The sequence below is a fragment of the Nonomuraea jabiensis genome (assembly GCF_014204795.1).
GTDB lineage: Bacteria > Actinomycetota > Actinomycetes > Streptosporangiales > Streptosporangiaceae > Nonomuraea > Nonomuraea jabiensis.
In genome coordinates this window covers 11,889,010-11,915,806 of the sequence record NZ_JACHMB010000001.1, presented here as the reverse complement: position 1 = coordinate 11,915,806, position 26,797 = coordinate 11,889,010, and the positions used below count along the sequence as shown (strand labels likewise).

Annotated in this window: 23 protein-coding genes and 1 pseudogene; 10 read left to right on the top strand and 14 right to left on the bottom strand. The window is 73.0% G+C overall.

Annotated elements, in window-relative coordinates:
* Nucleotides 1-70: 70 nt before the first annotated feature.
* The 3 genes and pseudogenes from HD596_RS54470 (at nucleotide 71) to HD596_RS64430 (ending at nucleotide 6,980) form a co-directional block, all read left to right on the top strand.
* Nucleotides 71-6,550, top strand: coding sequence for a CHAT domain-containing protein (locus HD596_RS54470; protein ID WP_185077255.1), 6,480 nt, complete (start codon nucleotides 71-73; stop codon nucleotides 6,548-6,550).
* Nucleotides 6,551-6,607: 57 nt separating this feature from the next.
* Nucleotides 6,608-6,838, top strand: a pseudogene (locus tag HD596_RS66070) (SbtR family transcriptional regulator); the annotation flags it as partial.
* 19 nt (nucleotides 6,839-6,857) lie between these two features.
* On the top strand, nucleotides 6,858-6,980 hold the full coding sequence (locus HD596_RS64430) for a hypothetical protein (protein WP_281398357.1): 123 nt from the start codon (nucleotides 6,858-6,860) through the stop codon (nucleotides 6,978-6,980).
* 81 nt (nucleotides 6,981-7,061) lie between these two features.
* On the opposite strand, the gene HD596_RS54465 is transcribed toward HD596_RS64430, so the two are convergent.
* The 5 genes from HD596_RS54465 to HD596_RS54445 form a co-directional block, all read right to left on the bottom strand.
* A complete protein-coding gene (locus tag HD596_RS54465; RefSeq protein WP_185077254.1) occupies nucleotides 7,062-7,517 on the bottom strand; it encodes a hypothetical protein in 456 nt (151 codons plus the stop codon).
* A gap of 78 nt (nucleotides 7,518-7,595) precedes the next feature.
* A complete protein-coding gene (locus HD596_RS54460; RefSeq protein WP_185077253.1) occupies nucleotides 7,596-8,144 on the bottom strand; it encodes a GNAT family N-acetyltransferase in 549 nt (182 codons plus the stop codon).
* Nucleotides 8,145-8,187: 43 nt separating this feature from the next.
* Nucleotides 8,188-8,895, bottom strand: a complete 708-nt coding sequence (locus tag HD596_RS54455) for a sirohydrochlorin chelatase (RefSeq protein ID WP_313047090.1) — start codon at nucleotides 8,893-8,895, stop codon at nucleotides 8,188-8,190.
* Between the two features lie 164 nt (nucleotides 8,896-9,059).
* On the bottom strand, nucleotides 9,060-9,992 hold the full coding sequence (locus HD596_RS54450) for an SPFH domain-containing protein (RefSeq protein ID WP_185077252.1): 933 nt from the start codon (nucleotides 9,990-9,992) through the stop codon (nucleotides 9,060-9,062).
* Nucleotides 9,993-10,057: 65 nt separating this feature from the next.
* Nucleotides 10,058-11,392, bottom strand: a complete 1,335-nt coding sequence (locus HD596_RS54445) for an MFS transporter (protein WP_185077251.1) — start codon at nucleotides 11,390-11,392, stop codon at nucleotides 10,058-10,060.
* Nucleotides 11,393-11,494: 102 nt separating this feature from the next.
* Here HD596_RS54445 and HD596_RS54440 point away from each other — a divergent pair, with 102 nt between their 5' ends.
* The 5 genes from HD596_RS54440 to HD596_RS54420 all read left to right on the top strand — a co-directional run bounded on the left by HD596_RS54440 (nucleotide 11,495) and on the right by HD596_RS54420 (nucleotide 15,234).
* Nucleotides 11,495-12,160, top strand: coding sequence for a GntR family transcriptional regulator (locus HD596_RS54440; RefSeq protein ID WP_313047089.1), 666 nt, complete (start codon nucleotides 11,495-11,497; stop codon nucleotides 12,158-12,160).
* 10 nt (nucleotides 12,161-12,170) lie between these two features.
* Entirely contained in the window at nucleotides 12,171-12,545 is a 375-nt protein-coding gene (locus HD596_RS54435; RefSeq protein ID WP_185077250.1) for a DUF2203 domain-containing protein, read from the top strand.
* Between the two features lie 78 nt (nucleotides 12,546-12,623).
* A complete protein-coding gene (locus HD596_RS54430) occupies nucleotides 12,624-13,625 on the top strand; it encodes a WD40 repeat domain-containing protein (RefSeq protein ID WP_185077249.1) in 1,002 nt (333 codons plus the stop codon).
* Entirely contained in the window at nucleotides 13,622-14,623 is a 1,002-nt protein-coding gene (locus HD596_RS54425; protein ID WP_221520043.1) for a WD40 repeat domain-containing protein, read from the top strand. The genes HD596_RS54430 and HD596_RS54425 overlap by 4 nt, the downstream gene beginning before the upstream one ends.
* Before the next feature lie 65 nt (nucleotides 14,624-14,688).
* Complete coding sequence (locus tag HD596_RS54420; RefSeq protein ID WP_313047085.1) at nucleotides 14,689-15,234, top strand: CGNR zinc finger domain-containing protein; 546 nt, start codon at nucleotides 14,689-14,691, stop codon at nucleotides 15,232-15,234.
* Here HD596_RS54420 and HD596_RS54415 read toward each other — a convergent pair.
* Complete coding sequence (locus HD596_RS54415) at nucleotides 15,214-16,452, bottom strand: MFS transporter (RefSeq protein ID WP_313047084.1); 1,239 nt, start codon at nucleotides 16,450-16,452, stop codon at nucleotides 15,214-15,216. The genes HD596_RS54420 and HD596_RS54415 overlap by 21 nt on opposite strands.
* Nucleotides 16,453-16,537: 85 nt before the next feature.
* A complete protein-coding gene (locus tag HD596_RS54410; RefSeq protein ID WP_185077247.1) occupies nucleotides 16,538-17,305 on the bottom strand; it encodes a VOC family protein in 768 nt (255 codons plus the stop codon).
* 180 nt (nucleotides 17,306-17,485) lie between these two features.
* Between HD596_RS54410 and HD596_RS54405 the strand changes: the two genes are divergently transcribed.
* Nucleotides 17,486-18,115, top strand: coding sequence for an alpha-ketoglutarate-dependent dioxygenase AlkB (locus HD596_RS54405; RefSeq protein ID WP_185077246.1), 630 nt, complete (start codon nucleotides 17,486-17,488; stop codon nucleotides 18,113-18,115).
* 71 nt (nucleotides 18,116-18,186) lie between these two features.
* Here the strand turns inward: HD596_RS54405 and HD596_RS54400 are convergent, their stop codons facing one another.
* The 4 genes from HD596_RS54400 to HD596_RS54385 all read right to left on the bottom strand — a co-directional run bounded on the left by HD596_RS54400 (nucleotide 18,187) and on the right by HD596_RS54385 (nucleotide 22,327).
* Nucleotides 18,187-19,245 (bottom strand): WD40/YVTN/BNR-like repeat-containing protein, encoded by a 1,059-nt coding sequence (locus HD596_RS54400; RefSeq protein WP_185077245.1) that lies wholly within the window; start codon nucleotides 19,243-19,245, stop codon nucleotides 18,187-18,189.
* A gap of 58 nt (nucleotides 19,246-19,303) precedes the next feature.
* Complete coding sequence (locus HD596_RS54395) at nucleotides 19,304-20,197, bottom strand: D-alanyl-D-alanine carboxypeptidase family protein (RefSeq protein WP_185077244.1); 894 nt, start codon at nucleotides 20,195-20,197, stop codon at nucleotides 19,304-19,306.
* Nucleotides 20,198-20,294: 97 nt separating this feature from the next.
* The gene (locus HD596_RS54390; RefSeq protein WP_185077243.1) at nucleotides 20,295-21,485 is read right to left on the bottom strand and encodes a glycosyltransferase family 4 protein; all 1,191 of its coding nucleotides are present in this window, start codon (nucleotides 21,483-21,485) and stop codon (nucleotides 20,295-20,297) included.
* Nucleotides 21,482-22,327: a sulfotransferase family protein gene (locus HD596_RS54385; RefSeq protein ID WP_185077242.1), complete on the bottom strand. Its 846-nt coding sequence runs from the start codon at nucleotides 22,325-22,327 to the stop codon at nucleotides 21,482-21,484. Before HD596_RS54385 ends, HD596_RS54390 begins: the two co-directional genes overlap by 4 nt.
* An 89-nt stretch (nucleotides 22,328-22,416) precedes the next feature.
* On the opposite strand from HD596_RS54385, the gene HD596_RS54380 reads away from it, so the two are divergent.
* Nucleotides 22,417-23,571: a hypothetical protein gene (locus tag HD596_RS54380; protein ID WP_185077241.1), complete on the top strand. Its 1,155-nt coding sequence runs from the start codon at nucleotides 22,417-22,419 to the stop codon at nucleotides 23,569-23,571.
* On the opposite strand, the gene HD596_RS54375 is transcribed toward HD596_RS54380, so the two are convergent.
* Genes HD596_RS54375 through HD596_RS54365 form a run of 3 tightly spaced genes read right to left on the bottom strand, consistent with a single transcriptional unit; the run spans nucleotide 23,565 to nucleotide 26,687 of the window.
* Entirely contained in the window at nucleotides 23,565-24,398 is an 834-nt protein-coding gene (locus HD596_RS54375) for a carbohydrate ABC transporter permease (RefSeq protein WP_185077240.1), read from the bottom strand. The genes HD596_RS54380 and HD596_RS54375 overlap by 7 nt on opposite strands.
* A complete protein-coding gene (locus tag HD596_RS54370) occupies nucleotides 24,395-25,318 on the bottom strand; it encodes a carbohydrate ABC transporter permease (protein WP_185077239.1) in 924 nt (307 codons plus the stop codon). The genes HD596_RS54375 and HD596_RS54370 overlap by 4 nt, the downstream gene beginning before the upstream one ends.
* 34 nt (nucleotides 25,319-25,352) lie before the next feature.
* Entirely contained in the window at nucleotides 25,353-26,687 is a 1,335-nt protein-coding gene (locus HD596_RS54365; RefSeq protein WP_185077238.1) for an extracellular solute-binding protein, read from the bottom strand.
* Nucleotides 26,688-26,797 lie beyond the last annotated feature (110 nt).

Genomic DNA, 26,797 nt, shown 5'->3' with positions numbered 1-26,797 from the left:
CGTACGGGGCGATGTGGAGGTCAACGGCACGGTTCTGTACGGGCGCGCACGCCGGTGAGAGCCTGTGCCCATGACCGAACCGGCTCGGGCGCTGGCCGCCCGCATCGAGCGGTTCGAGCAGGCCGCGGATCCCGACCTGATCTGGGATCCCGCGGCGCTGGTCGAGGCCGAGCAGGCGATGCGGGCGTGCGCCGGCGACCGGACCGACGCGGTCACCTGGCGCCTGATCGGCATGCTCCACCTGGCCCGCTACCGGCTGGACCAGCGGTTCGCGCAGGACGCGGCGGTGGCGGGCACGTACTTCGCCGCCGTGGCCGTGGTCGATCCGGCGCGGCTCCCGGAGCGGCTGCGCGGCTCGAACGTGCCCCCCGGCGACTCGGCCGGCACGTGGGCGGGGCTCGTCGAAGAGGTGTTCCAGCACGTGGACCCGGAGGCGTACCCGCACGTGGGGCTGCTGATCCACGCCCTCGTGCGGCGGGCCATGGCGCGGCCCACGCCGGAGGTGGCCGACCGGCTCGGCGAGCTGCTGCTGCGGCAGTCGGCGCGCTCGCCCGGGCCCGCCTGGGCGCCCGGCGCGCTGGCGCTGCTGGGGGAGGGGCTGCTGCGGCTGTTCGGGGCGACGGGGGAGCTGGAGGTCGTCGACGACGCCGTACACGTGCTGTTCAGGGCGGCGCTGGCCGAGCCGGCGCACGTGGACGAGCTGGGCACGGCGCTCGGGCTGGCGGCGTTCGGCGACGAGGAGCTGGCCACGGCGTACGTGACGGCCGCGCAGGCGCCGCCGGCCGGCCAGGAACGGTCGCAAGCGCTGCTGGCGCTGGTCGAGCTCACCTGGACGCGTGCGGCCGGGTCGTACGCCGACCGCGACCTGCTGGCGTTCATCAGGGTCGGGCAGTGCGCGCTGGACTTCTGGCACGAGAAGTGGGCCCATCCCGGCGTGCTGGCGCCGTACGCGGCCGGGCTGGTCGAGTGGTTCGTCGTCACGGGGGACGAGCGCTCGCTCGAGGCCGGGACGGAGATGCTGGAGGCCCTGCACATGACGCCCGGCGAGACGGCGCGCGGGCTCGGCACCGACCCCGTCGTGCGGCTCGGGCTGCTGGGAGACCGCCGCTGGAATCGGTACGGCGTCACCGGCGACTCCGGCGACCTGGAGACCGCCGTCGAGGTCATGCGCGAGGCGGCCGGCCAGGCGCCGCGCGGGCACCCCGACCGCGCCAGGCTGCTCGCCAACCTGGCGAACGCGCTGCTCAGGCGGGCCGTCGTGACCGGCGGCGACCCCGCCGAGCCGATCGCGGCCGCGCGTGCCGCGCTCGCGGCCCACGGGGAGCGGGACCCGGCCAGGGCCAGGGTCCTGATGCTGCTCGGCCAGGCGCTCAAGCTGGACCTCGACGACGGGCGCGCCGACGAGGCGATCGCCGCGTTACGGGAGGCCCTGGCGGCCGGTGAGCGGCTGTCGCCGCGGGCGGAGGCGTACGGGCTCGTCTCGGAGGTGCTGCGCTGGCGGGCCGCGCACTCGGGACGGGTGGAGGACCTGAACGAGGCGGTGGCGTCCGCGCGCCAGGGTCTGGAGCTGGCCGTGAAGTCCGCCCAGGACCCGGCGCCCGCGCAGCGGGTGCTGTGCGGGGCGCTGCTGGCGCGCTTCTCGACGCAGGGCGACCCCGGGGACCTGGGGGAGGTGCTCGAACTCGCCCGGGAAGGGGACCCCGAGCTGCTGTCGCAGCTCGGCGCGGCCCTCGACGGGACGCCGCCGCCGGACGAGCGGCTCGCCGGGGCCGCGACCGAGCTGGCGCTGGCCGCGCGGGACGACGAGGTCACGGTCGAGCTGCTGCGTTACGCCGAGCGGCAGGCCGAATCGCCCGGCGAATTCCTGCTGGAGACCGGGCTGCGGCTGGCCTCGCTCGGGCGGCGGCGGGTGGCCTGCGCCGTGCTGGGGCGCGCGGCGGAGGCGTTCGGCTCCGGGGCGCCGGCTCGGATGGCGTACGCGCTGGCCGAGCAGGGGCGCGCGTACCAGGAGCTGGGCGAGCTGGGGGCGGCGCTGGAGTCGTTCGCGCGGTCGGCGGCCGGCTACGGCTCGCTGGGCGAGGTCCGGGCCGAGGCGCTCCAGCTCGGCAGCATGGGCGTCGTCCTGCTCGCGGCCGGCGACCCGGTCCGCGCCCTCGAACACCACCACCGCGCCATCGCCCTGTGCGAGAGCGCCGGGCTGGCGGCGGAGGAGGCGGCCCAGCAGGGGCACGCGGCGGAGGCGTTCCTGGCGGCCGGCGACCCGGACGGCGCCGTGGCCTGCGCGGTACAGGCCCGTGAGCTCTATCGGGAGCTGGGCGAGACGGTGCCGGCCGCCATGGCGCTCGTCCACGCCGCCCGGGCGGCCGTCGACCAGGACGACCTCACCGCGGCCGCGGAACGCATGGCCGCCTGCGCCATCGAGCTGGAGGCGGCCGGGGCGTGGGAGGACGCGTGCCGGGCGCTCGACGCGCACGCCGTCCTGCTGGTGGAGCGCGGCCATCCCGGGCAGGCCGCCGCCTGCGAGACCCGGCTGGTGGAGATCGTGCGGCGCCGGGGGGAACGGCGCGAGCCCGCCGACGAGTGGTACCGCATCGCGGGCCGCCGCCGGGCCCGTGGCGACGCCGACGGCGCCAGGACGGCCTTCGGGCTGGCCGAGCGCGAGTACGAGTCGCTCGGCCACTACGACGGGGCCGCCTCGGCGCGCTACAACCTGGGCGCGCTCTCGTACGCGGAGGGGGAGCCGGGGCGGGCGCTGGAGGAGTTCGGGGCGGCGGCGGAGGCGTTCGCCAGGCTGCGTGTCCCGGTCAAGGAGGCGTCCGCGCTGACCATGCGGGCCTCCTGCCTGACCGCCCTCGACCGCTACGACGACGCGCTGGCCGACCTGGAGCGGGCGCTGGAGCTGGCCGCCGCCGAGGGTGACGTGGGGGCCGTCCTCGTGGCCGTGCTGGGGCGGGTGGCGGTGGACCTGCGGCTCGGCTCGTGGGACGAGGCGGCGGAACGGCTGAGCTCTGCCCTGGGGCTGTCCGCCGGGGACCCGCTCAAGGAGGCCGTCGTCCGCGACCGGCTGGCCGCGCTGGCGGCCCGTACCGGGGACCTGGACGCGCAGGTGGAGGCGCTGGAGCTGGCGGTGGCGGGGTTCCGCGCCGGTGGGCAGCCCCGGCTGGCGGCGCTCACCTCGATCAAGCTCGGCTTCGCGCTGGAGGAACGCGGCGAGTTCCGCCGTGCCCGAGCCGCCCTCGAAGCCGGCCTCTCCACCCTCACCCCACCACCCACGCCTCCTGACCGCCCCGCGCCTCTTGACCGGCGGGCGTCTTTGGACCGGCCTGCAACCCTGGGCCCGCCGGCATCCCTCGACCCGCGCGCGCCCTTCGACCGGCCTGCGCCCCTCCACCCGGCGACGTCCCCCGACCCAGCGTCGCCCGGCGGCTCGGCGTCGCCCGGCGGCTCGGCGTCGCCCGGCGAGTCGGCGAACCCCACGGGCTCGGGACAGCCGGATGACCGCGGCGGGCGCGCCGGCTCGGCGGCGGGGCTCGGCGACTCGGCGCAGGCTGCCGGAGCGTTTGAGCTCATCGCGGTCATGGGCGGGGGCCTGGACGCGGAGTTGCTGTCGCGGCTGGCCCGCATCCAGCTCACGCTCGGCGAGGCGACCCGCGGCCACGCGACCCTGAACCAGGCGATCAGAGCGGCGGACGGCGACCGCGCAGAGCGGCTGGAGACCTGGCTCCGCATCGAGGAGGCGGAGGCCGCCGGCGACCTGGAGACCGCCCGCGCCCTCGCCGAGCAGACGCTCGCCGCGAACCCCGTCAACGGCCGCCCGCCCACCTCCGACTACCACTCGTTCCTGCTGGTCAAGCTCTCCTCGTTCTGCCGGGCACTGGGGGACCCGGAGGCCGCCCACGCGTACGCCGCCCGAGGCCACGAGCTGCGCGATGCCCTCGTGATCGACCACCTGCGCAACCTCGGCGCGGCGGCCCGTGACCTGGGCCGCCTGGACGAGGCAGCCGACCACCTCACCGAGGCGGTCGCCCTGGCCCGCGACTCCGACGCCGCGCTCCCCGCGGACCTCGTCCAGGCGCTCGACCTGCTCGGTCGCGTCCGCGCCGACCAGGCCCGCTGGGCAGAGGCCGCACACGCCTTCGACGAGGGGCTCGAAGTGCTGTCCTCGCAGGTCTGGCGCGCGCTGCGGGCCCCGCTGCTGGCCGGGCGGGGCGCACTCCACCTCAAGCTGGGCGAGCTGGCGGAGGCCGAGGCCCTTTACCGGCAGTCCATCGCGATCGTGGAGGAGGCGGGCTCCCGGACGCACCTCGCCGACAGCTACGCCGACCTGAGCCTGGTGTGCGCGCTGCGGAACTCGACGGATCAGGCCAGGATCTTCGCCGAAAGGGCCCTGGACATCGAACACGCCCGCGGCCGGACCCGCGGCGTGGTCCTGGCGCTCATCCTGCTCGCCCGCCTCGAGGACTCCTCCCGCGCCGAGGTCGACCTGGCGGAGGCCGCGGCCCTGGCCCAGGAGATCGGATATCGGCCGGGGGAGGCGCTCGCCCTCGGCCGGCTCGGCACGCTGTACGTGACCACCACCTCGTACGCTCGGGCCCACCGGCACCTGTCGGAGGCGATCGGGCTGCTGGAGGAACTTGGGCACGAGCTGGAGCTGGGGATCGCCCTGCACAACCGCTCCGTCGCCGCCGAGGAACTGGGCGACCTGCCGAGCGCGCTCGCCGACGCCGAACGGGCCTGCGCCCTGGGCCACACTTCCGGCCGCGACCGCGCGATCCGCCTCGCGGTACGCCTGGGCCGCGGCCTGGCCGCCTGGCGGCACGTGGAGCACGCCAAGTCCCACACCCTGACCACCCACCTCGGCCACCACCACTGGCCGGGCCCAGAGAGGGGTGGCGATGCCCGCTGGTCCGGGACGGTGGGGGATGGGGGTGACCGCTGGTCCGGGACGGCGGGGGATAGGGATGACCGCTGGTCCGGGACCGTTGGGGATGGAGGTGACCGCGGGTTCAGGTCGGAAGGGAGGGGCGGCGAGCGCTGGGCCGAGCCGGCGCGTCCGGGCGACGAGCCCTGGCCCTGGACGATCGAGGACCGGCCCACCGCCGCTGACCTCAGCCATCGGCGCTGGCCCCTGCCCGACGGCGTGCCCGCCGAGCTCGTGGCGGCGGAGCGGCGCGGACTCGACACCATGCAGACGCTCAGGTCAGCCGCCCGGAACACCCGGGACCCGGCCGAGGCGGCGACGCTCCTCCGACGCGCCCGCACCGCCGAGGCCGAGGTGGAGGAGCTGTGGCGCCGCATGGAACCCCTCGCCCCCGACTACGTCGCCCTGCACCGGCACCCGCCGCTCGACCAGCTCCACCTTGACGCCCTCGTCACCCCCGAAGGCCGGCCCGGCAGCAGGATCGCCGTGGTCGGCTTCCACGTCGGTGAGGAGAGCGTGACGGTGCTCGCCCACCGCACCGGCTGGTCGGAGCCGCGCGCCATCCCCACCACCGTCGGCCACGACCTGCTGGCCGACTTCACCGCCACCACGGTCGGCCGCCGCCCCGGGCTGCTGGACATCGAGGCGCGCCGCCACCGCGCGGCCGTCTGGCGGCGCCTGGCCGATCTCCTGCTGTCGGACGCCCTCGACGCGCTCGGCGACGACCTGGACCATCTCTACCTGGTCCCGCACGCCGAGCTGCACCGGGTCCCGCTCCACGCGCTGGCCCCGAACGGCCGCTCCCTCCTCGACCGCGCCCCCGTGACCTACGCCCCCTCCGTCGCCACCCTGACCCGCCTCACCCGGCGGGGCCCCGCGACGGGCACCCGGTCACTGGTGCTCGGGTATACCCCGAACCCCGAACGCCAGGCCACACCCGAACCCGGGACCGGCCCCGCATGGGGAAGCACCGTCGTGCCAGAGCCTCGGGCCGCGCCCGGAAGCGTGCCAGAGTCCCGGGTCGTGCCCGGGAGCGAGCCAGAGCCCCGGGTCGTGCCCGGGAGCGAGTCACAGGCGCGGGCCGTGCCCGAAGGCGAGGCGGGGCCCGAGGTTCGGGGTGTGCTGGAAGCGGCGGCGCGGGACGCCGGCGCCCTGCTGGGTGTCCCGCCCCATACCGGCCCGGCCGCCACCGCGGCCCGGCTCCCCGGCACCTGGGACGTGGTGCAGCTGTCGTGTCCGGGCGTGTTCGACCCGGACGACCCGTTCGGCTCGGGCATCGGGCTCGCCGACGGCCTCCTGACCGGCCGCCGGCTGATGAGCATGGCCGTGAACGCCCGGCTCGTCGTCCTCGGCTCCCACGAACGCGGCCCCACGCCGGGCGATGGTCACGACGCGGCCGCCCTCGCCTACGCGTTCCTGCACGCGGGCGCCAGGTCCGTGCTCCTCCCGCTCTGGCCGGTCTCCGGCGAGGTCACCAGGGCCCTGATGCGCGACGTCCACACCAGGCTGCGCTCCGGCATGGATCCGGCACAGGCGGTGCGGGAGGCCGTACTGGAGCTGCGCGACCTCTACGGCCCCGCCGAGCCCGACCTGTGGGCCTCGTATGTCCTGGTGGGCCTGCCCTCCTGACGCGGACGGCGAGCCGGCCCGTACGGTGGGGGTCGTAGCAGAACGCGAGGGGGAAAGATGACAGCCGACCGCCTCCGCGGGCTCGCCGAGCAGGCCCGCCAGGCGGATCAGGGCGGGTCGGCGTTCTTCCCGTTCCTGCTCGGACTGATCGGCGACGCCCGCGCCAAGCAGGACCTCGCCGACGCGCTCGCCAGGGCGGACGTCGATCTGCCGGAGCTCACCCAGCGACTCGCGCTGGACCTGCGCCGCGCGTTCGCCGAGCTGCCGGCGCGGGCCCAGGAGGCGGGCCGGCACCGTCCGGGCGGACGTGGACGCCGAGGACGTGCCGCCCGTCGTCCTCGCGGCGATCACCGCCGAGCGGCAGCGCGCCGACCCCGAACGGCCGGGGCGTATCGCCGCTCTCCTGCTCGACTGCCTGCTGGTCGCGTAAAGCCGGCTCAGTCGCCGAGCACGGCCATGGGAGGACCTCTCCGTCGTCGGCTCGCCCAGCGGCGGCGGCCCGTCCGCCTGGCTAGAGGTAGGTCCGGGTCGCGGTCACCAGGTCGGGGATGGCGTCGCGGGTGTCGAAGTAGAGGGCGGAATCGGGGGTGCGCTCGCGGACGTCCTGGTCGCGGATCGCGAACACGGCCGGGACGACCCCCACGTCGCCGTAGCGGCCGGTGACGGCCTCGCCGATTGCCCGGCGTACGTCGCAGACCACGTCACGCGTGGTGTGGCCGGGGCCGGAGGCGGCGAGGTAGCCCAGCATGCCCGCGAAGCGCAGCTCCGCCTCGGCCGCCGGCCGCTGCTCGGGCAGCACGGGACGGTCCAGCCAGAACACCTTGCCCGCGAGGAACGCCTCGTAGTGGTCGCCCTCGTGGCGGAGCTCGCGTGCCGTCTCGGCGAGCAGCTCCCCGAACTCGGCCAGCTCCGACTCGGGCGGCAGGTCCGTGGTGACGAACAGGGGCACGATCAGCGCGTCGAGCATTGGACTATCCCTCCGTGAGGAGGCTCATCGTAGGACCCGCGACCGACAATCCCGGGTCACGCCACTCCCCGTGGTGGTCTAGCGTTCGGTCCACTCGTCCTGTAACGCCGAGTGGACGATCGAGTCGCGCCACCCGTTCGGCGTGTGCACGTGGTGCCGGATGCGGCCTTCCTCGACCATCCCGGCGGTCAGCATCGCGAGCTGGGCGGGTAAGTTCGCCGGGGAGCGGGCGCCCCAGAGGCGGTGCAGCCCGAGCTGCTTGAACCCGAACGACAGCAGCAGGCGCACGAGGTCCGTGCCGACCCCGCGTCCCCACTGGTCGGGGTGGAGGCCGAAGCCGATCTCGGCGCTGTGCGGGTGGTCGGCCTCGATGCGCAGGCGGGCCACCCCGATCACGTCGCGGCGGGCCGTGTCGATCACGGCCAGCACGTAGAGCAGGCGTGGCTCGGCCGCGGCCGCCTCCACGGCCTGGGCGACGAGCCCGGCCACCTCGGCCAGGCTGCGGGGCGCGAACGGCATGTGCTGGGTGGCCGCGGCGTCGCCGTAGACGGCGTGCAGCGCGGGCACGTCGGCCTCCGTGATGTCACGGAGGCCGAGCCGTTCGCCGTCGTACGCCACCCGCCGCATTTGCCGACGGTAACGCGAGTCCCGTGATCTCTACAAGCCCTTGTCAAGTGGCGAGTTGACTCCCGTAAGCCCGTGCGACAAGCTCGGCGACGGCGCTGTGCGCGCCGAGTGGTTCCGCGTGCCCGGCATTGATCGAGGCGGCGGCCTGCTCGACGATCCCGGCGGGGGCTTCGTGGCCGATCATGCAGGGCGCGATGGCCAGGCGCTCGGCGCCCGCCGCGTGCAGGCGCTGGGCCGCCATCGCGATGCCCGGCTCGCTGTCGAGCGAGGCCGAGACGACCGGCAGCGTGAGCCTGGAGGCCAGGAGCACCGCCGTGGCCTGCACGGCGTGCACCGCGCGCTCCCCGCCGACCGTGGCCATGATGACGGCGTCCACGGGGCTGGAGACGTTCAGCAGCCGTACGCGGTCGGCCCTGGCCAGGCCGCGCTCGGCGAGCCTGATGTGCAGGGCCTCGGCCAGCAGTGGGTGCGGGCCGAGCGCCTCGGTGACGGCGGCGCTGCTGCCGCTGGCCGCGACCGCCTTGCCGATCTCAGCCAGGACGACCGGATCGTCCCAGGTGAGCAGGGGAACGATGACGGCGTCGCGGCCGGAGGGCAGGGAGTCCGCCAGGTCGGTGACGCTCGTCAGCCGCACCTCGATCTGCGGGTGGTCGACGCGTACCACGGCCGCGATCTCTTCGGCCACGCCGGCCGCCGCACCGGGGGTGGCGAGCACGAGCATGGGGGCGTCCGGCGGCAGGGACGTGGGCACGGGACGGCGGTGGCGACCGCCGCCCGGCCGGGGGGAACGTTCACGTACAGGCAGGCTCACAGCCGCGCAGTTTATGCCTATTAAGTGGAGGTTGTTCTGTGAATAGGTGGCGATTCCGTCACAACCAAGACGCTGCGCCGCAAAACCAGTCAACCATGCCTTGACTACCGCGACGGAACCACGACCGACTGGGGATTTCCGGGGGCGTACACCGTGATGCCCTGCGGCAGCGACTTGAGCTTCTCGATCTCCGCGCACGCCGGGCACTTGTCGTAACCGTCCTGCCTGGCCCGGTTCGCGTCCGCCTCCGCCCTGGCCTGGGCGACCTTCGCCTGCGCCTCGGAGACGGCCGCCGAGGCGGCCAGCGAGCGGTCCACGGCCTGCTGCACCTCGCCCGGCAGCGTCACCTTGGCCAGCGTGAAGCGCAGCCCGGTGAGGAAGTCGCCGCCGAGCGTGGCCGGCAGGTCGCGGGCCAGCGAGGCGTCGACCGCGTTCTGCACCTTGACGATGTTGGCGTTGCTGTCCTGCGGCTTGAGCGTGGAGCTCTCCAGCAGCGAGCAGGACGGCACGAGCTCGGCGCAGCGCATGGCGCCGATCTGGCCGCGCAGCGCGTTGTCGATCACGGGGCGGACCGCCTGGCCGAAGAACGCCGACCAGCCCTCGTCGCCGTCCCACGCATAGAGCGAGCGGTCGTCCTGGGCGCGGAAGGTGCGGGTGCCGTACTTGTCGTCGAACGTCTTCAGCGCCTGATGGTCCAGGTTGAGCGTGAAGTAGAGGGTGCCTTCGATGCCGAGGTTCACCCCGTCGCTGCTGGGCACCGTCACCACGTCCACGCCGAGCGTCGTGGCCCGCTTGGGGTCGGCGGTGATCGTGTAGAAGCGCTGCTGCGCCGGGTAGAGGTGCGTGGACGACCACAGGCCGGTCCAGGTCAGGCCGGAGCCGGGGTTGATCACCTGGCGTACCCGGTTGTCGTCGAGCGGGCCGCCGTCGCGGACGACGGCCACCTCGCCGCCGCCGGTGCTCTCCAGGCCCCCCACGCCCCCGATGAGCAGGGGGACGGCGATGAGCGCGGCGACGATGATCAGGGCGATTCTCATCAGTACCCCTTCCGCGCGGGCGGCGTTGGCAGCCGCCGCCCGCGGCTTCTCGCGGCGTTCACGGCTCAGGCGAACGGTCCCACCTGGCCGGGGAGGGAAGCCTTGGCCTTGGGGTCGGGCTGCGCGGCCAGGTCGAGATCGCGGGTCTCCGGGGCGATGGCCAGGCCCAGGGCGGTGACCGCCAGCGCGGCCACCACGTAGATCGACACCGCGACCGTGGTCTTGTACGCGTCGAACAGGCTGAGGGCGATGATCGGGGCCAGGGCGCCGCCGACGATGCCGGCCACCTGGTAGCCCATGGAGGCGCCGCTGTAGCGCAGCCGCGTGCTGAACAGCTCGGCGATGAAGGCCGCCTGCGGCCCGTACATGGCGGCGTGGGTGACCAGCGCGACCACGGCGGCCAGCGCGATCAGCGGGAACGACCTGCTGTCGAGCAGCGGGAAGAACGCGAACACCCACACCGCCGCGCCCACCACGCCCGCGAAGTAGACCGGCCGCCGCCCGAACCGGTCCGACAGCGCGCCGGCCAGCGGGATCAGCGCGAGCTGCAGCGCCGACCCGATCAGCACCGCGTTGAGCGCGTACGAACGCGGCAGCTTCAGCACCGTGGTGAGGTAGACGATGATGTACGCGGTGAACGTGTAGAAGGCCACGTCCACCCCGATCCGCGCGGTGAAGGCGGACAGCAGGGCCCGCGGGTGCGTACGCAGCACCTCCAGCAGCGGCATCTCCGCCTTGGCGCCCTGCTCCTCGACCTGCGCGAACAGCGGCGACTCGCTGACTCGCAGCCGCACCCACAGGCCCACGAACACCAGCACGCCCGACAGCAGGAACGGCACCCGCCAGCCCCACGACAGGAACGCCGCGTCCGACAGCGTGAACGACAGGAGCGTGAGCAGCCCCGTGGCCAGCACGTATCCGGCGGGCACGCCGACCTGCGGCCAGCTCGCGTTGAAGCCCCGTCGCCGCCCGTCGCCGTGCTCCAGCGACATGATCACCGCGCCGCCCCACTCGCCGCCGAGCCCCAGGCCCTGCACGAACCGGAGCAGCGCCAGCAGGATCGGCGCCAGCACACCGACGCTCGCGTAGCCGGGCAGCACGCCGATGAGGAACGTCGAGACGCCCATCACCAGGAGCGTCACCACCAGCACGGTCTTGCGCCCCGCCCGGTCGCCGAAGTGGCCGAACACGATGCCGCCGAGCGGCCGGGCGACGAACGCCACGGCGTTCGTGGTCAGCGAGGCCAGCGTCGCGTTGAACGGGTCGAGAGCGGGGAAGAACAGCTTGGGGAAGACCAGGGTCGCGGCCGTGGTGTAGAGGAAGAAGTCGTACCACTCCAGCGACGTTCCGATCAGGCTGGCGAGGATCACCCGCCGGGTCTGTTGCGCGGAGCCTGTCATTCGATCGCTCCTTGTTCGTCTAGGGGGTCCTCTTCAACATAAGAATCGTTGAACAATTCGACAAGAGGTTTGCTCCATGATTCGCTGTCAATTGTGGATAACGTGGTTGCCGATCTGTCCCAGGACCGCCCCCGGCTGGGCCGCAGCAGCACCGCGGAGCGGGTGGCCGACATCCTGCGCGACCGCATCAGCGAGGGCTTCTTCCGTCCGGGGCAGCGGCTGTCGGAGGAGTCGATCTCGGAGGGACTCGGCGTGTCGCGCAACACGCTGCGCGAGGCGTTCCGGCTCCTCGGCCACGAGCGGCTGCTCGACCACCGGCTCAACAGGGGCGTGTTCGTCCGCCTCCCGTCCGCCGAGGACGTCGCCGACCTCTACCGGGTGCGCCGCGTGCTCGAAGGGGCGGCCGTGCGGCGCGGCCCGGCTCCCGAGGCGCTGGCCGTGATCAAGGAGGCCGTGCTCGACGCCGAGCGCGCCGCCGAGCAGGACGACTGGCAGGGCGTCGGCACCGCCAACATCCGCTTCCACCAGGCGCTCGTCTCGCTGAACGAGAGCCCCAGGATCGACGAGACCATGCGCCAGCTCCTGGCCGAGCTGCGGCTGGTCTTCCACGTGATGGAGAACCCGCGGGCCTTCCACGAGCCGTTCGTCGACCGCAACCGGACCCTGCTCGGGCTCCTGGAGTCGGGGCGGGCCGAGAAGGCCGCCGCGTACCTCGACGACTATCTCGACCACGCCGAACGGCTGCTCATCGAGGCGTACACGCCGTAACGTCTGTGGCATGGACCGGATCTTCACCGTTGACCAGGCCCGAGAGCTGCTCCCCGCCGTCATGCGCGACGCCCGCGAGGTGATCGCCGCCCGGGCGGACCTGACCGAGATCGACTTCGACCGGCGGAGCTCGGGGAGCTCCCCGCTCGGCGGCCTGCCCGAGATCAAGGGGCTGCAGGCCCGCATCGAGGAGATCCTCAGCGGGTGGAACGAGCAGGGGATCGAGGTCAAGGGCATCGCGCCGGTGCTCGTCGACTTCCCCGCCGTGATCGACGGGGTGTCGGTGCGGCTGTGCTGGATCGAGGGCGAGCGGGAGCTCGCCTGGTACCACCGTACGGAGCTCGGCTTCGCGGGCCGCCGCCCCCTGGACCCGGGGAGGGCGTGAGGGCCGGCCGTGGCCGATCTGTGACCAACCGCGCACGTCAAGTGCGTGTCTAACGGTGTGAACGAAAGGATCACACCGATGAGGCACCCCTCAGCGACCGCGGCCCTGCTGGCGTCGGCGGTCATCGGCGGACTGGGGCTCGCGCCCGGCGCCGCCCACGCCCAGTCAGGGACCCCGGAGGCCCGCGCCGCCTGGGTCAAGACCTGCACCCACAAGAAGGACGACCTCGACTACCCCTGCGGTCACTGGCAGCTGATCATGCGGGACGGCCGGAAGGTCGCCGTGCCCCGCGCGGCCACGTCCCAGATCGACGCCAAGGGCAACGAGGTCCACGACACCAACACGTTCGCCATCAGCGCCGACGGCCGCGTGATGGCGTACGAGCGCAAGAGCGACCACCGCCTGGTCGTCCAGCCGGTCGCGGGCGGCCCGGCCCGGACGCTGCCCAAGGCGGCGGTGCCCAAGGGCGTCGGCACCTCCGACGTCGGCGTCTACCTGTCGCCCAAGGGCGACACGGTCGTGGTCGACTACGGTGACGAGCCCGCCCGCCTGCCCGCCAAGGTGATCACGGTCGGGACCGGCAAGATCACGACGCTGCCCCTCGGGGAGAGCATGGCCGGGTTCAGCGGCGACGGCGACGAGGTGCTGACCAAGCGCTACCTCAGCGACAACACGCTCCGCCTGATCGCGCACCGGCTCGGCGGCGGCTCGATCAAGGCGACACCGCCCCAGCTCGTCGCGAACGCCCCCACGCTCGCCCTGGCCCCCGACGGCCGGACGGTGGCCGTGTTCACCGCGGGCAACGCCGACACGAAGAAGCGGCCGAGGGTGCGCACCTACGACGTGGCGACCGGACAGCTGTCCGGCGGCGCGGACCTGCCGCTCACGCCCGGCGTGCCGCCGGACCTCGCCTGGTGGGGCCCGGACGGCCTGCTCCACGCCACGGTGGAGAGCGGTGACGTCGGGGAGACGGCGGTGATACGGGAGCTCACCGTCGATCCCGGCTCCGGGGCGGTCAAGCAGACCGGCCGATACACGATCAGCAAGACCAGGTACGCCCATGTGAAGGCGGGGGAGTGAACGACATGAAGGCCAAGATCTTCGCGGTCCTCGCGGCCGCCGTGGTCGCGGTGCCGGGGGGCGTCGCGTACGCGGAGCCGCAGGCACACGCCCGGGCACACGCGCAGGCACATCACGGGCACGACAGCGTCCGGTACGCCGCCATCAAGAGCTGCGGCAAGGACGGGGACGCCAAGCCGTGCGGCGACTGGCGGCTGGTCATGCACGACGGCAGCCAGAGCGTGCTGCACGACGCCCAGACGGTCGCCCTCGACGTGAAGGGCAAGAAGCTCGTGTACGCCTCGGCGCCCATCGCGGTCAGCGGCAACGGCCAGCGGGTCGCGTACCTCACCAAGACCGGCAAGCTGGCCGTGCGCACGCTCGGGGGCGGCGTCAAGCTGTTCGCCAAGGACGCGCTGCCCCGGGTGGACCAGAGCAACATCACCCTGCGCCTGTCCGACGACGGCGCCCGGCTGGCCGCCGTCATCTCCGGCGAGAAGGTCCAGAGCACGCGCGTGTTCGACACCGCCACCGGCGCCCGGCTCGGCTCCGTGCCGGGCAACATGATCGTGCTGGGCTTCAGCGGCGACGGGGACGAGGTCCTCACCAGCGCCGACGGCGACGAGGGCGTCACCGACCTGGCCGTCTACAGCGACGCGGGCGAGCAGCTCGTGCGCGGCACGCCGCCGCAGGTCATCTCGTCCAACTCGCCGCAGGCGCTGTCCGCCGACGGCCGCACGGTCGCGTCCGTGGTGGCGGGCAGCAAGCCGCAGCTCGTCCTGTACGACATGCAGAGCGACCAGGTCGTCGGCCGTAAGAAGCTCACGCTGCCGGCCGGGGACATCGACATGGTCGACTGGACCGGGGACACCCAGGTGACCGTCCACCTGGTCCAGTACCTGGAGAGCGGCAACAAGATGACCATCGTCCAGATCGACACCGAGACGGGCGCGGTCAAGGTCCGGGACCGGTACCGGATGCTGAAGGGCATGTTCGTCTTCGCGGCGTGCGGCGGCTGAGGCGGCGCGGGGCCCGGGGAGGCGACGGGGACTCGCCGGGCCCGCACTGGCATAACCTTCTCGAGGTGGAGGTTCACTCGACCAAGGCGATGGCCGCCAGGGCCGTCGACCTGTGCGTGGCGCTGCTGCACGAACCGCCGTCCGCCGAGTCGGTGTCGCGGGTCCTGCGCGACCACGGGGAGACCGGGGACCTCGACCTCGGCGAGGCCGACGTGACGGCGATGCGGGCGGCGGCGGCGCGGCTGCGCGAGGTCCTGGGCGCGGCCACCGTCGGCGAGGCGGCCGACCTGCTCAACCGGATGCTCGCCGGATCGGCCCGGGCGCCCAGACTCACCAGCCACGGGGGCACGACGAGCTGGCACGTACACGTCGACAGCGGGGACGACGTGCCGTGGGCGGAGTGGTTCCTGGCGTCGTCGGCGATGGCGCTGGCGGTGCTGCTGGCCGACCACCAGCGCGTTCCCGGCGGGCTGTGCGCCGCGCGGGGGTGCGGGCGGCCGTACCTGGACCTCGGGGGCGGCAGCCCGCGACGCTACTGCAGCACCCGCTGCGCCACCCGCGAACGCGTCGCCGCCCACCGTACCCGCACCTCACCGCCCACCCCGGGCTGAGCGCGGCGCCCGCGCCGGGGCGCGGCGCCCGGCCGTGAGCACGGCCACGGCGGCGGCCTGCAGCACGGCCCCCGCCACCAGGGCCGAACTCGCCGAGTACGCCGCCAGCGGTCCGGCCAGCGCCAACCCGATCGCGAACGAGGTGATCTTGAGGCTGGCCCCCGTGGTGAACACCTGGCTGCGCAGGCGGGCCGGCGCCTCGCGGTGCCGTACCGAGAACAACGCGGTGAGCTGCGGCCCCTCGCCCGCTCCCGCCACCGCCGCGGCGAGCACCGCCGCCCAGAACGCCCCGGCCCCGGCCGCCAGCGCCATCCCCGCGCCGAGCACCGCCGTCCCCCAGATCAGGACGCGGTCCCACCGCCGCACCCGGCCCCACGCGGCGAGCACCGCGTTCGCGGCCAGCCCGGACGCCGCGGTGACGGCCAGCAGCAGCGCACCGTGGCCGCTCTCGCCGGTGAGCTCGGCGCCGAGGACGGGCGCGGACACGACCAGCATGGCCAGGCCGCAGCACGAGAGCGCGGACCCGGCCGTCGCCCGCCGCAGCGGCGCGTTCCGCCAGATGACGGCGAACCCCTCGACCAGCTCCGCCCGAACCGCCCGCCCGCGCCCGGCCGCGCCGCCCTCGGCGGGCGAGCCGGGCGCGGTGGGGTGAGCGGGTGCGGCCGGGTGAAACCGTACGGGAGGCAGGCTCCAGGTGGCCGGCAGCGCGGCGGCGAGCAGCCCGGCGCACACCAGCACCGTCATGGTCCCGCCGCCCGCGCTCGCCACCACCCCCACCACGGCGGGACCGGCCAGCCCGGCCACGTTGTAGCTCATGGAGTCGAGCGTGTTGGCCCTGCTCAGGCGTTCGGGACCGGCCACCCGGGGCAGCTGCGCCGTCCAGCCGCCGGTCAGCGCGGGCCCCAGCAGCCCAGCCACGACCGCCACGCCGATCAGGGCCGCGTCCGGCACCCGGCCCAGCCCGTACAGGACCAGCAGGAGCCCGCTCGCGTAGCTGAGGAGGCAGCACGCGAGCAGCCGCCCCGGCCGCCGCGCCCGGTCGAGCAGCACCCCGAGCAGCGGCCCTCCGGCCGCGGCCGAGACGGTCAGCCCGGCCAGCAGCCAGGACGCCGTCAGGGGAGAGCCGGTGACGGCCAGCCCGGCGACCAGGAGCGCGGGCCCGGACATCTCGTCTCCGGTGCGCGCGGCCACCGCGCCCGCCATGTAACGGTATAACACGATGGAGACGTTACAGGACGATCGAGCGGGGCCGGCCCGGCCCGCGTTCCGTGGGGCCCGGGCCTGTGGCGTCGCTCGCCGGAGGTCAGGCCGAGCTGGTGATGACCGCGAAGCGGGCGCCGAAGGGGTCGGCGAGGAAGGCCATGCGGCCGACTCCCTCCACGTCCGTCGCCGGAGCCCGCAGCGTGCCGCCGAGCTGCTGCGCCAGGGCCGCCGTGGCGTCGCAGTCGGGCACCTCGAAGTACGGCAGCCAGTGCGGGCTGTCACCGGGCTGGAGCTGGACGATCCCGGCCATCGCCGAGGACTCGTCGCCGTCGGCGGGCGAGATGACGGGGTAGGACCGGTCGCCCATCGGCAGGTCCTCGACGCGCCAGCCGAAGACCGACTGGTAGAAGGGCCGGATGGCGGCGGGGTCGGGGGTGTGGAGCTCGATCCAGCCGAGCGAGCCGGGTTCGGTGACCATGCCGAGCCCCTTCGTCCGGCCCGGCTGCCACACCGCGAACGCGGCCCCCGTGGGGTCGGCGAAGACCGCCATGCGACCCTGGCCCTCGACGTCGCTCGGCGGGAAGAGCGCCGTGCCGCCCGCCTGCTCGATCGTCTTGGCGATCACGTCGACGTCGGGCGCCTGGAAGTACGTCAGCCACGCCGGGGTCCAGCCGTCCTGCGTCACCTCGCTGATCCCGGCGACCGTCCTGCCGTCGACCTGGCAGAAGCGATACTGCATGTACTCGGGGCCCAGCGTGACGGACTCCCAGCCGAACAGCCCCGTGTAGAAGGTGTTCGCCGCCTCCGCGTCCGGAATGTTGACCTCGATCCAGCAGGGGGCGCCCGGTAGGTAGTCGGTGGTGAGCATGGCCTGCTCCTTCGTGTGACGAAGCGATGGGTGGCCTCTTCACCTCGCGGTGCGGGCTGAGGGCGATGCCACTCGTATCCGGCGATTGCCAGCCTCTGCCAGCCTCGCACGACCCACCGGCAAAGGCGAGCCGACACCCCAGTCGAATGCGTGTTTGAACAAAGGCATACACTTGGCCGTATGACAGCCTCGTTCCAAGCCTCTCTGCTCGGCCTCGACGAGGAGCTCGGGGTCGGGCCGCTCGGCGCCACGGTCCGCAGGACACCCCTCGACCACGGCGCCTGGATCGACCTGCGGCCGGGCTGGGTCACGGGCGCCGACACGCTGTTCGAGCGGCTGGCCGGGACGGTGCCGTGGCGGGCGGAGCGGCGGCGCATGTACGACCGGGTGGTGGACGTGCCGCGGCTGCTGAAGTTCTACGACGAGGACGAGACCCTGCCGGATCCGGTGCTCGAGGACTGCCGCCGGGCCCTCAACGATCATTACGCGGAGGAACTGGGGGAGCCGTTCCGTACGGCGGGGCTCTGCTTCTACCGCGACGGCCGCGACAGCGTGGCCTGGCACGGTGACACGATCGGGCGGGGGAGCACCGAGGACACCATGGTGGCGATCGTCTCGGTCGGCGACCCCCGCCCGCTCCTGCTCCGGCCCCGTGGCGGCGGGCCGTCCATCCGGCGGGATCTGGGGCACGGGGATCTGATCGTGATGGGCGGGAGTTGCCAGCGCACGTGGGAGCACGCCATCCCGAAGACCTCCCGCCCGGCGGGGCCACGCATCAGCATCCAGTTCCGCCCCCGCGGCGTCCGCTGACGCCCGCCACGCGGTCATCGGAGAGTCAGCCCGGCTGCCCTGTTCGCCGGAGGCCCGGGCCCGCTACGCGGTCATCGGAGGGTCAGCCGGGCGAGGCGGCCCTGTTCACCGGAGGCCCAGCAGGACAGGTCGCGGGTGCAGGACACCGTGTCGAAGGATCCGTTGTCGAAGGTCTCCCAGGTGCGCCCGCCCGACCAGGTCACGTCGCTGCCCGAAGGACCCACCGCGACCGCGGCGAACGGCAGGTGCGGGAGCCACGCCACGCCGGAGCGGTAGGCGGGCGGCGGGGTGGTGGCGGGTTGCCAGGTGGTGGCGCCGTCCCGGGTGAGGGCGGCGGCGCTGGGGGAGGGCTGCTCGGGTCGGTAGTCGCCGCCGACCGCGAGGCCGTGGTGGCGGTCGCGGAAGGCCAGGCCGAAGACGCCGCGCGCCGGGTCGCCCGCGGGGATCGGGGTGTCGGAGACCGTCCAGGTACGCCCGCGGTCGCCCGAGTGGAACACCCGTGACCGCTCCGCCCCGCCGGTGGCCAGCCAGGCGTCCCGGCCGCCCGCGGTGACCAGGCACTGGCCGCTCGCCGCGAACCCCGCCTCGCCCGGCAGCGCCTGCGGCATCCCGTCGGCCGGCAGCACCCGCCAGCTCCGCCCGCCGTCGTCCGTGGCCAGGATCCGGAACCTGCCGTCCACCGGGTCGCTCATGGCCAGCCCGTGCCGCTGGTCGAAGAAGGCCAGGCAGTCGTAGAACGCCCGGGGCTCGTCGTTCCTGAACGCCTCCGTCCACGTGCGCCCGCCGTCCTCCGTACGGTAGACGCGCGAGTCCGTGCCCTCGCCGATCGACAGCGCCACGGCCCTGCGCTCGTCGAACGCCTCGATGTCGCGGAACTGGAGCGCGGAGGTGTCGGGCGGGGAGACGTTCTGCCAGCTTCGCCCGCCGTCGACGGTCCTCAGCACGGTGCCGCCCGAGCCCGAGGCCCACACCACGTCCCGGCTGACGGGCGACAGGCCGCGCAGGCGCGCGGTCACCCCGGTCTCCTTGAGCTCCCAGCCGAGCTTGGGCGTGCCGGCGTGGGCGGGGACCGGGGCGGCGAGTACGGCGGCGGCCGCTGACAGCGCACTCAACGCGATTCGAAGCTTCATGTCGGGCAAACTAGTCCAAAGGATCAACACCGTCCATGGTGTCCGCCCGGCTCTGGGGTCAGGCGGACTCGCGGGCCGCACCCCAGGACAGCAGCGCCTCCGCCGTGTCGAAGCGGCGGCTGGAGACCGACTCGCCGAGCAGCACGCCCACGATCGTGTGGCCGCGCTTCTCGCCCGCGAACGCCAGCGTGAACCCGGCCGCCCGCGTGAACCCGGTCTTCAGCCCGATCGCGCCGGGCGTCCCGAGCAGCTTGTTGGTGTTGCGCCAGCTGTAGGAGCGGTGCTCGGAGGTGGCGTCCAGCGAGTGGTACCGGGTCCCGGCCACCTGCTTGATCAGCGGCACCTGCACGGCCTTGGCCGCCAGCACGCTCTGGTCGCGGGCGGTGGAGTAGCCGTCGCCGCCGCGCTTGGGCAGGCCGTCGGCGTTGACGTACTCGGTGTCGTTCATGCCCAGCTCGCGCGCCGTCGCGTTCATCTTGGTGACGAAGCCGCCGACGCCGGGGCCGTAGGTGCGGGCGAGCGCGTGGGCGGCGTCCGCGCCGGAGGGGAGCATGAGGCCGTACAGGAGCTCGCCGACGGTGAGGCGGTCGCCGGGCCGCAGGTCGGCGGTGGTGCCGCCGCCGTCCTCCGCGTACTGGACGTCCTCCCGCTTGATCTGCACCACGTCGGTGGGCTTGGCGGTCTTCAGGACGACGTACGCGGTCATCAGCTTGGTGACGCTGGCGATCGGGAGGCGGTCGTCGGCGTTCTTGCTGAACAGCTCCTTGCCGGAGGAGGCGTCCATCAGGTAGGCGGCGCTGCCGTACACCGCGGGCGCGTCCTGCTGGACGGCGTGGACGGGTACAGCGGCGGGGACAGCGGTGGGAGTGGTGGCGTGCGCGGGTGCGGTGAGCCCCGTGACCAGGGCAAGGGCACCTGCCGCAGCGGTCAGGTGGGCTTTCCGGATACGCATCGCTCCAGATTGCCGCGCCCTTTGAGCTGCTTTTGCCGAAATGGGCGACATTTCGTGACAAAGGGCGCGGAAAGCTCGGCTACGCCGAAGGAATCGGTCAGGTAAATCTTTTTCCGGAAGTCCAGAAGTTGTCGGCCACGCGCTCACCCGCCAGCAACTCCGAGAACAAATCCTCCCACATTGGCATCACCAATTCAGGCGCGTAAGCACGCGACGCTTGGTACGCCGCCTTTCCCATCCGCACCCGCAGCTCCCGGTCACCCATGACCCGGCTCAGCGCGGCGGCGAGGGCGTCCACGTCCCGGGGCGGCACGAGCACGCCGTCCACCCCGTCCGTCAGCACGTCCCGGGGCCCGGTCGGGCAGTCGAAGGCGACCACGGGCAGCGCGTGTGTCATGGCCTCGATCATCACCATCGGCAGGCCCTCGAACCGGGAGCTCAGCGCGTACACGGAGGACTCCGCCAGCTCCTTGTCCAGCCGGTCGGTGCGCCCGGCCAGCGACACGTGCTCGCCCAGCCCGAACCCGTCGATGAGCCCCTGCAGCTGGGTCTTGCGCGGCCCCGTGCCGAAGATGCGCAACCGCCATTCCGGATGCTCCCGCACCACCTGCGCGAAGGCCGGGATGAGCAGGTCGAACCCCTTCTGCGGCACCAGCCGACCGGCCGCGACCACGACGGGATTGACCTGCCGGGAACGTTCCGGGTCGGTCTGATGGACCGCGTTCGGGATCTGCACGATGGGGGTCGAGGGCAGCAGGCGCTGGTACTCGAGACGATTGGTGCGCGTCAGCACGGTGACCGCGTCGAACCGGCCGTAGTGGCGGGCGATCTCCCTGCGGATGGTGTCGGGGTACGCCGACAGGTTCATGTGCTCCTGGGCGACCTTGACGACGTCCTTGGCGGCGCGGCGGGCGGCGATCAGGTTCAGGGCGGGCCTGGTGGTCACGAGGATGCCGCCGCGCAGGTTGGCGACATACTCCATCGCCGCCCACTCCACCCGCTCGGTGAAGTAGTCGGCCGCGAACTCGCCCCTCGGCACGATCTTGCCGCGTACCCTGCGCCAGGCCCTGCGCCCGAACGAGTCCGGCACCCTGCCGCCGCGCTGGTCCACCAGCGTGGTGATCCCGATCCGCGGGTCGAGCGCGAACTGGGGGGTGTCGCGCCGCCGCACCAGGCTGACCAGCTCGACGTCGTGGCCCGCGGCGGCCATCGCGTTGGCCTGGTTGACGACGGTGCGGATGGTGCCGCCCATGCCGTACGCGTGCAGCATGAGATAGCGGATCTTCACGTGAGGTACCCCCAGGTCCGGCACATGGGTTTCAGCACGTCCGGGACCTGGTCCGCGGAGGGGAGCTCCCGCGCGGGCTGCACGGCGCCGGAGCGGATCTTGTCGCGCCAGTCGCCGAGGCCCTTCTCCAGGACGGTCTGCTGCCCGTAGGAGAGCATTTCCGGCTCCCACTCCAGGTCCAGGAACTCGCAGATCTCGCGGGTCGCCTTCTCCGGATCGGCGCTCAGCTCCTCGTACCTGACGGTCAGGCCCGGCAGGGCTGACCTGGCCCGCTGCACGGCCTTCATGTACCGCAGCGCGTCCAGCGCGGCCTCCTCGGGCGTGCGCTTGTCGGGGCTGGCCTCGTGCCAGGACGCGGCGATCGAGGCGGGGTGGCGGAGCAGGAAGACGAAGCGCGCGTCGGGCCAGCAGGCGGCGATGCGCTGGTAGGCGAAGGCGTTCGCGGGGGTCTTGTCCACGATGAACCGTTTGCCGCTGCGTACCAGCTCCCGGTGCAGGACGCGGTCCCACAGCAGATGCTCCAGATCGGCCTGGTTGTGGCCGAGGGCCGCCATCGCCTTGGCCGCCAGGTTCGTGTCGAACTGCACGCGCAGGCGGCGTACGTGCAGCTCATGAGGGGCGTGCAGGGCGGAGTGGGCGTTCAGAATCGCGCGCAGGAGCGTCGAACCGGATCGCACGGGGGACAGGAGGAACACGGGGGAGTCGAGCAGCCGGTCGGTCGCCGGATCCGCGGGCGGTCTGATCTCGGGAACGGGCTGGGGAGGAGCCGCTTTTCCTACACGTTCGATCTGGAATCCGGTGAACCTGACCAGCGCTTTGTTCATTTTGCGCTGCCAGTTCATGCCGAGGCAGACTACCCATCGTTCCTGGCAATTCCCTGGCAACGGTAAACGGCGGACAAAATCCCATATCTGCCGATACGCTCGCGCGGGTGGACGATCTCGATCGCGTTTCCTGGGGCAAGCTGAAACACGCCTACGGACGGGCCACGGACGTGCCCGGCCAGATCCGGGCGCTCGCGTCCGCCGACGAGGACGAGCGCCAGAAAGCCATGTCGGCGCTCTACGCCAACATCTTCCACCAGGGCACCCGCTTCCCGGCCACCCCGCACGCGGTGCCGTTCCTGGCCCGCCTGGCCGCCGACCCGGCCACGCCCGACCGCGAGCTGATCCTCTATCTGCTCGCCTCCCTGGCCCTCGGCTACGAGGAGAGCCACCTGCCGGAAGGCGTCGGCATCGCGCGCTGGCGCGAGGAGAGCGCGGGCGTGCAGTCCAGGAGCAAGGAGGAGGCCGACGCCCACCTCGAGCAGTGGGTCGACGAGGCGCCGAACGACGCCGTCCGCAGGGACCGGGCCTACGTCCGCCGGACGTACGACCACAAGCTGGAGCGCATGTTCGACGCCGCCATGCTGGCCTCCTACGACGCCGTCAGGGAGCACCTGCCGATCGCCCTCCTGGCCGACGCGGATCCGCACGTCAGGACGGCCGCGGCGTACCTCGTGAGCTGGTTCCCGGAGGAGGCGGAGACCGCCGGGCCCGCGCTCGCCGGCCTCGCCGAGGCCGACGCCGACCCGGTCACGGTCGCGACGGCGATGTTCGCGCTCTCCCTGCTGCCCTGGCCGACTGGGGCGATCGAGACCGGACTCGGCCACGCCGACGGCCTCGTACGCGACGCCGCCGCGCTGGCGCTGGTCAACCTGCACGGCGAGGACGCGCCCCCGCGGGCCCGCGACGCCGTCGTCAGGCTGCTCACCGCCACCGGCGACACCCCGCTCCCGTACGCCGAGGGCGACCTGGCCACGCTGGCCGCCCGCGTCAGCAAGCGACGCCTGCCCGGGGAGGCGCCCGCCAGAGCCCGGGCACTCATCGCCCGCCTGGCGGCCGCCAAGCCCATGGACGCCTTCCCGATCGCGGGCGACCTCCTGGAGACCGTCGAGGACGCGCCGGAGCTACGGCGGGCCGCCCTCACGGCCATCGCCGAGCTGAGCGACGACGCGTGGAGCTGGATCAACCTCCAGGAGGTCCTGCGCGCCCACGGTGTCCCGGACGACCGGGACGCCCTGCGGGAGCACCTGCGGGATCACTGACCGGCCAGGCCCGTATGGGCGACGCCGCGGACGATCTGCCGCTGGAAGAGCACGAACACCACCAGCAGCGGCAGCCCGGCCAGCACGACCGAGGCCATGATCTGCGCGTACCGCAGCCCGAACGTCCCCTGCACCACGTTGGCCAGCCCGACGGGCAGCGTCATCGTGTTCGGGTCGGTGGAGACCAGGAACGGCCAGAGGAAGTTGTTCCAGGTCGTGATGAACGTGAAGATCGACACGGCGGCCAGCACCGGACGCGACAGCGGCAGCACGATCGTGAAGAACACCCGCCACCGCCCGGCCCCGTCCACGAAGGCCGCCTGCTCCAGTTCCGGCGGCACGTCCTGGAAGAACTTGAACAGCACGTACACGATCAGCGGCGCCGCCACCTGCGGCAGGATGATCGCCCACCAGGTGTCGACCAGCCCGAGCGCCACCATCTCCGCGAACAGCGGCGCGATCAGCACGTGCGGCGGCACCATGATCCCGGCCAGGACCAGCGCCAGCAGCGCCCGCTGCCCCCTGAACTGCGTGCGCGCGAACCCGTAGGCCGCCATCGCCGAGAACAGCACGGTCAGGAACGTGACGATCACCGTGGTGACGGTCGAGTTGATCGCCCACTTGACGATGCCGCCGGTGCCCAGGACCAGCCGGTAGGAGTCCAGCGTGATCTCGCTGCCGAACCACTGCAGCGGGACCTTCGTGGTCTCGGTCTCCGGCTTGAGCGAGGTGGCGATCGCCCAGGCGATGGGCGCGAGCCAGACGGCCGCCAGAGCCAGGGCGACCACCAGCAGGACGAGCTGGCTGAAGCTGAACCGCTTGGTCATGACGAGACCTCCGCCCGCTTGCGGAACAGCCGCAGCTGCGCCAGGGAGACGATGACGATCAGGACGAACAGGATGTACGAGACGGCCGAGGCGTAGCCGGTGCGGTAGCCGGTGAAGCCGACGTCGTAGGCGTACTCGATGATCGGCCTGGTGGAGTCCTGCGGCCCGCCGGCGGTCATCAGGTAGATCTGGTCGAACACCTTCAGCGACGCCAGCAGCTGCAGCACCACGATGAGCGCGGTCGTGCGGCCGAGCAGCGGCAGGGTGATCGAACGCAGCTTGTCCCAGGAGGAGGCGCCGTCGATGGCGGCGGCCTCGTACAGGTGCTGCGGGATCGACTGCAGCGCGGCCAGGTAGAGCAGGAAGTTGAAGCCGACCGTCCACCAGACCGTGGTCAGCACCATCGACCACATGGCGACCGACGGGTCGGCCAGCCACAGGGTCTTGGTGCCGAGCGTGCCGTTGATCAGGCCGTAGTCGGGCGGGTAGATCATCTGCAGCCACAGCAGCGACACGACGGCGGACGGCAGCAGGAACGGCCCGAAGAACGACAGCCGCCACAGCCACTGCACGAACCGCAGATGGTGCACCAGCAGCGCGAACCCGAGGCCGAGCAGCACCAGCGGGACCGTGCTCAGCACGGTGAACACCAGCGTGTTCCACAGCGAGCGCCACATGCGCGGGTCGGCGAACGCCTCGGCGTAGTTGGCGAACCCGACCAGGTGGTTGTTGCCGCCCGCGATGTTCACGCTCGACAGGCTCATCCGGAAGCCGAGCACTGTCGGCCAGACCAGGAAGGCGAGGTAGATCAGCAGGAACGGCGCCACGAACAGCAGCCCGTGCTGCGTCCAGCCGCGCCGGACCTTCGCGACGGGGGCGACGGGGGCGGCGGTGGCGGGGGCCGCGACGGTGGTGGTCATGCGCCCTCCTCGTTGATGACCTCGACGAGCCCGGTCATTGGCGCTCCTCGGCGGGGAAGGGGTTCGGGGCGGACAGCAGCCGGTCGAGCGCCGCCTTGGCCGTGGCCAGGCCCTCCTCCGGCGTGCGGTCCCCGGTGATCACCGGTGAGAACGCCTGCCCGAACTCGAGCCACAGCCGCGACGCCGACCCGGTGAACCACACCTGCGGGTCGAGCGCGACGTCCGTGATGACGGAGCGGTACTCCGACTGCGGCTGGAGGGCCAGGTACTCGGGCTCCTCCAGCGCCGGCAGGTAGGCGGGCACGTGCCCGGCGACCGCCCAGTCCGCGCTGTTCTTGACCAGGTAGGCGATGAACCGGTACGTGGCCCGCTCCACCTCGGGATCGCGGTTGCGCTGGTGCGGCAGCACGAACGAGTGGCAGTCGGCCTGCGCCGCCCCCGAGCCGAACACGTTGGGGAACCGGGTCATGCTGAACGGCGTCTTGCGCTCCTTGAGCCCGGTGGTCTCCCAGTCGCCGTTCCACAGGAACGCGGCCTGGCCGTTGGTGAAGTTGGCCACCGAAGCCCCGTAGTCGGTGCGGCGGTCGCACAGCCCCTCCTCCCCGAGCCGGCGCATGAACCGCAGCACCTCGAGCGCCTTGGCGTCGTCGATGGCGATCTTGGTGCCGTCGTCCGACAGCAGCGTGCCGCCGCTCTGCGGGTAGAGCGAGTACCACACGCGCCAGGGGCCCACGGTGCCGATGCCGAGCGCGTCGTAGGCCAGCGGGGGCTTGCCGCCCATCACCTCCTTGGCCTTGTTGAGCGCCGCGACCAGCTCGTCCACGCCCGTCGTGGGCTTGAGCTTTCCGTCGGGGCCGAGCAGCCCGGCCTTCCCGCAGATGTCGGTGTTGTAGTACTGCACCATCGGGTGGGCGTCGAACGGGATTGCATACAGCACCCCGTCGAGGTGGGCACGCTCCCAGATGGGCGGGCTGAAGTCGGCGGCCCGCAGGCCGGCCTCCTCCAGCAGCTTCACGTTGATGGGGTCGAGGATCTGCCCCGCGCCGATCCCGGCCAGCCGGGCCAGGTGGAAGGTGGCCAGGTCGGGGGAGCGGCCGCCGGAGCCGGCCATCGCGATCTTCGTGTAGTACGGCTCTCCCCAGGAGAGCACGTTCTCCTCGACGAAGATGTCCGGGTTGTCCTTGGCGAACGCCTGGACCATCTTGTTCATGATGATCCCGTCACTGGCGCCGAGGAAGTGCCAGTACTTGACGCGGGTCTGGGACGAGCCGAGCCCGACGGGGATGGCGCATCCGGTGGCGGCGGCGCCGGCGAGCGCGAGGCTGCCTCCGAGGAGCAGGCGGCGGGAGATGGGAGGGGGATCTTGCACGGTGGCCTCTTCCTGCGAGCTGTCGCTTTCCGCTGAGGTCGGGGGCCGTTTGTTTCGTTGGGGTTACCCGAGTGTTAGCGGTAACAAGGTGCGTGTCAACCCCCCTCCTC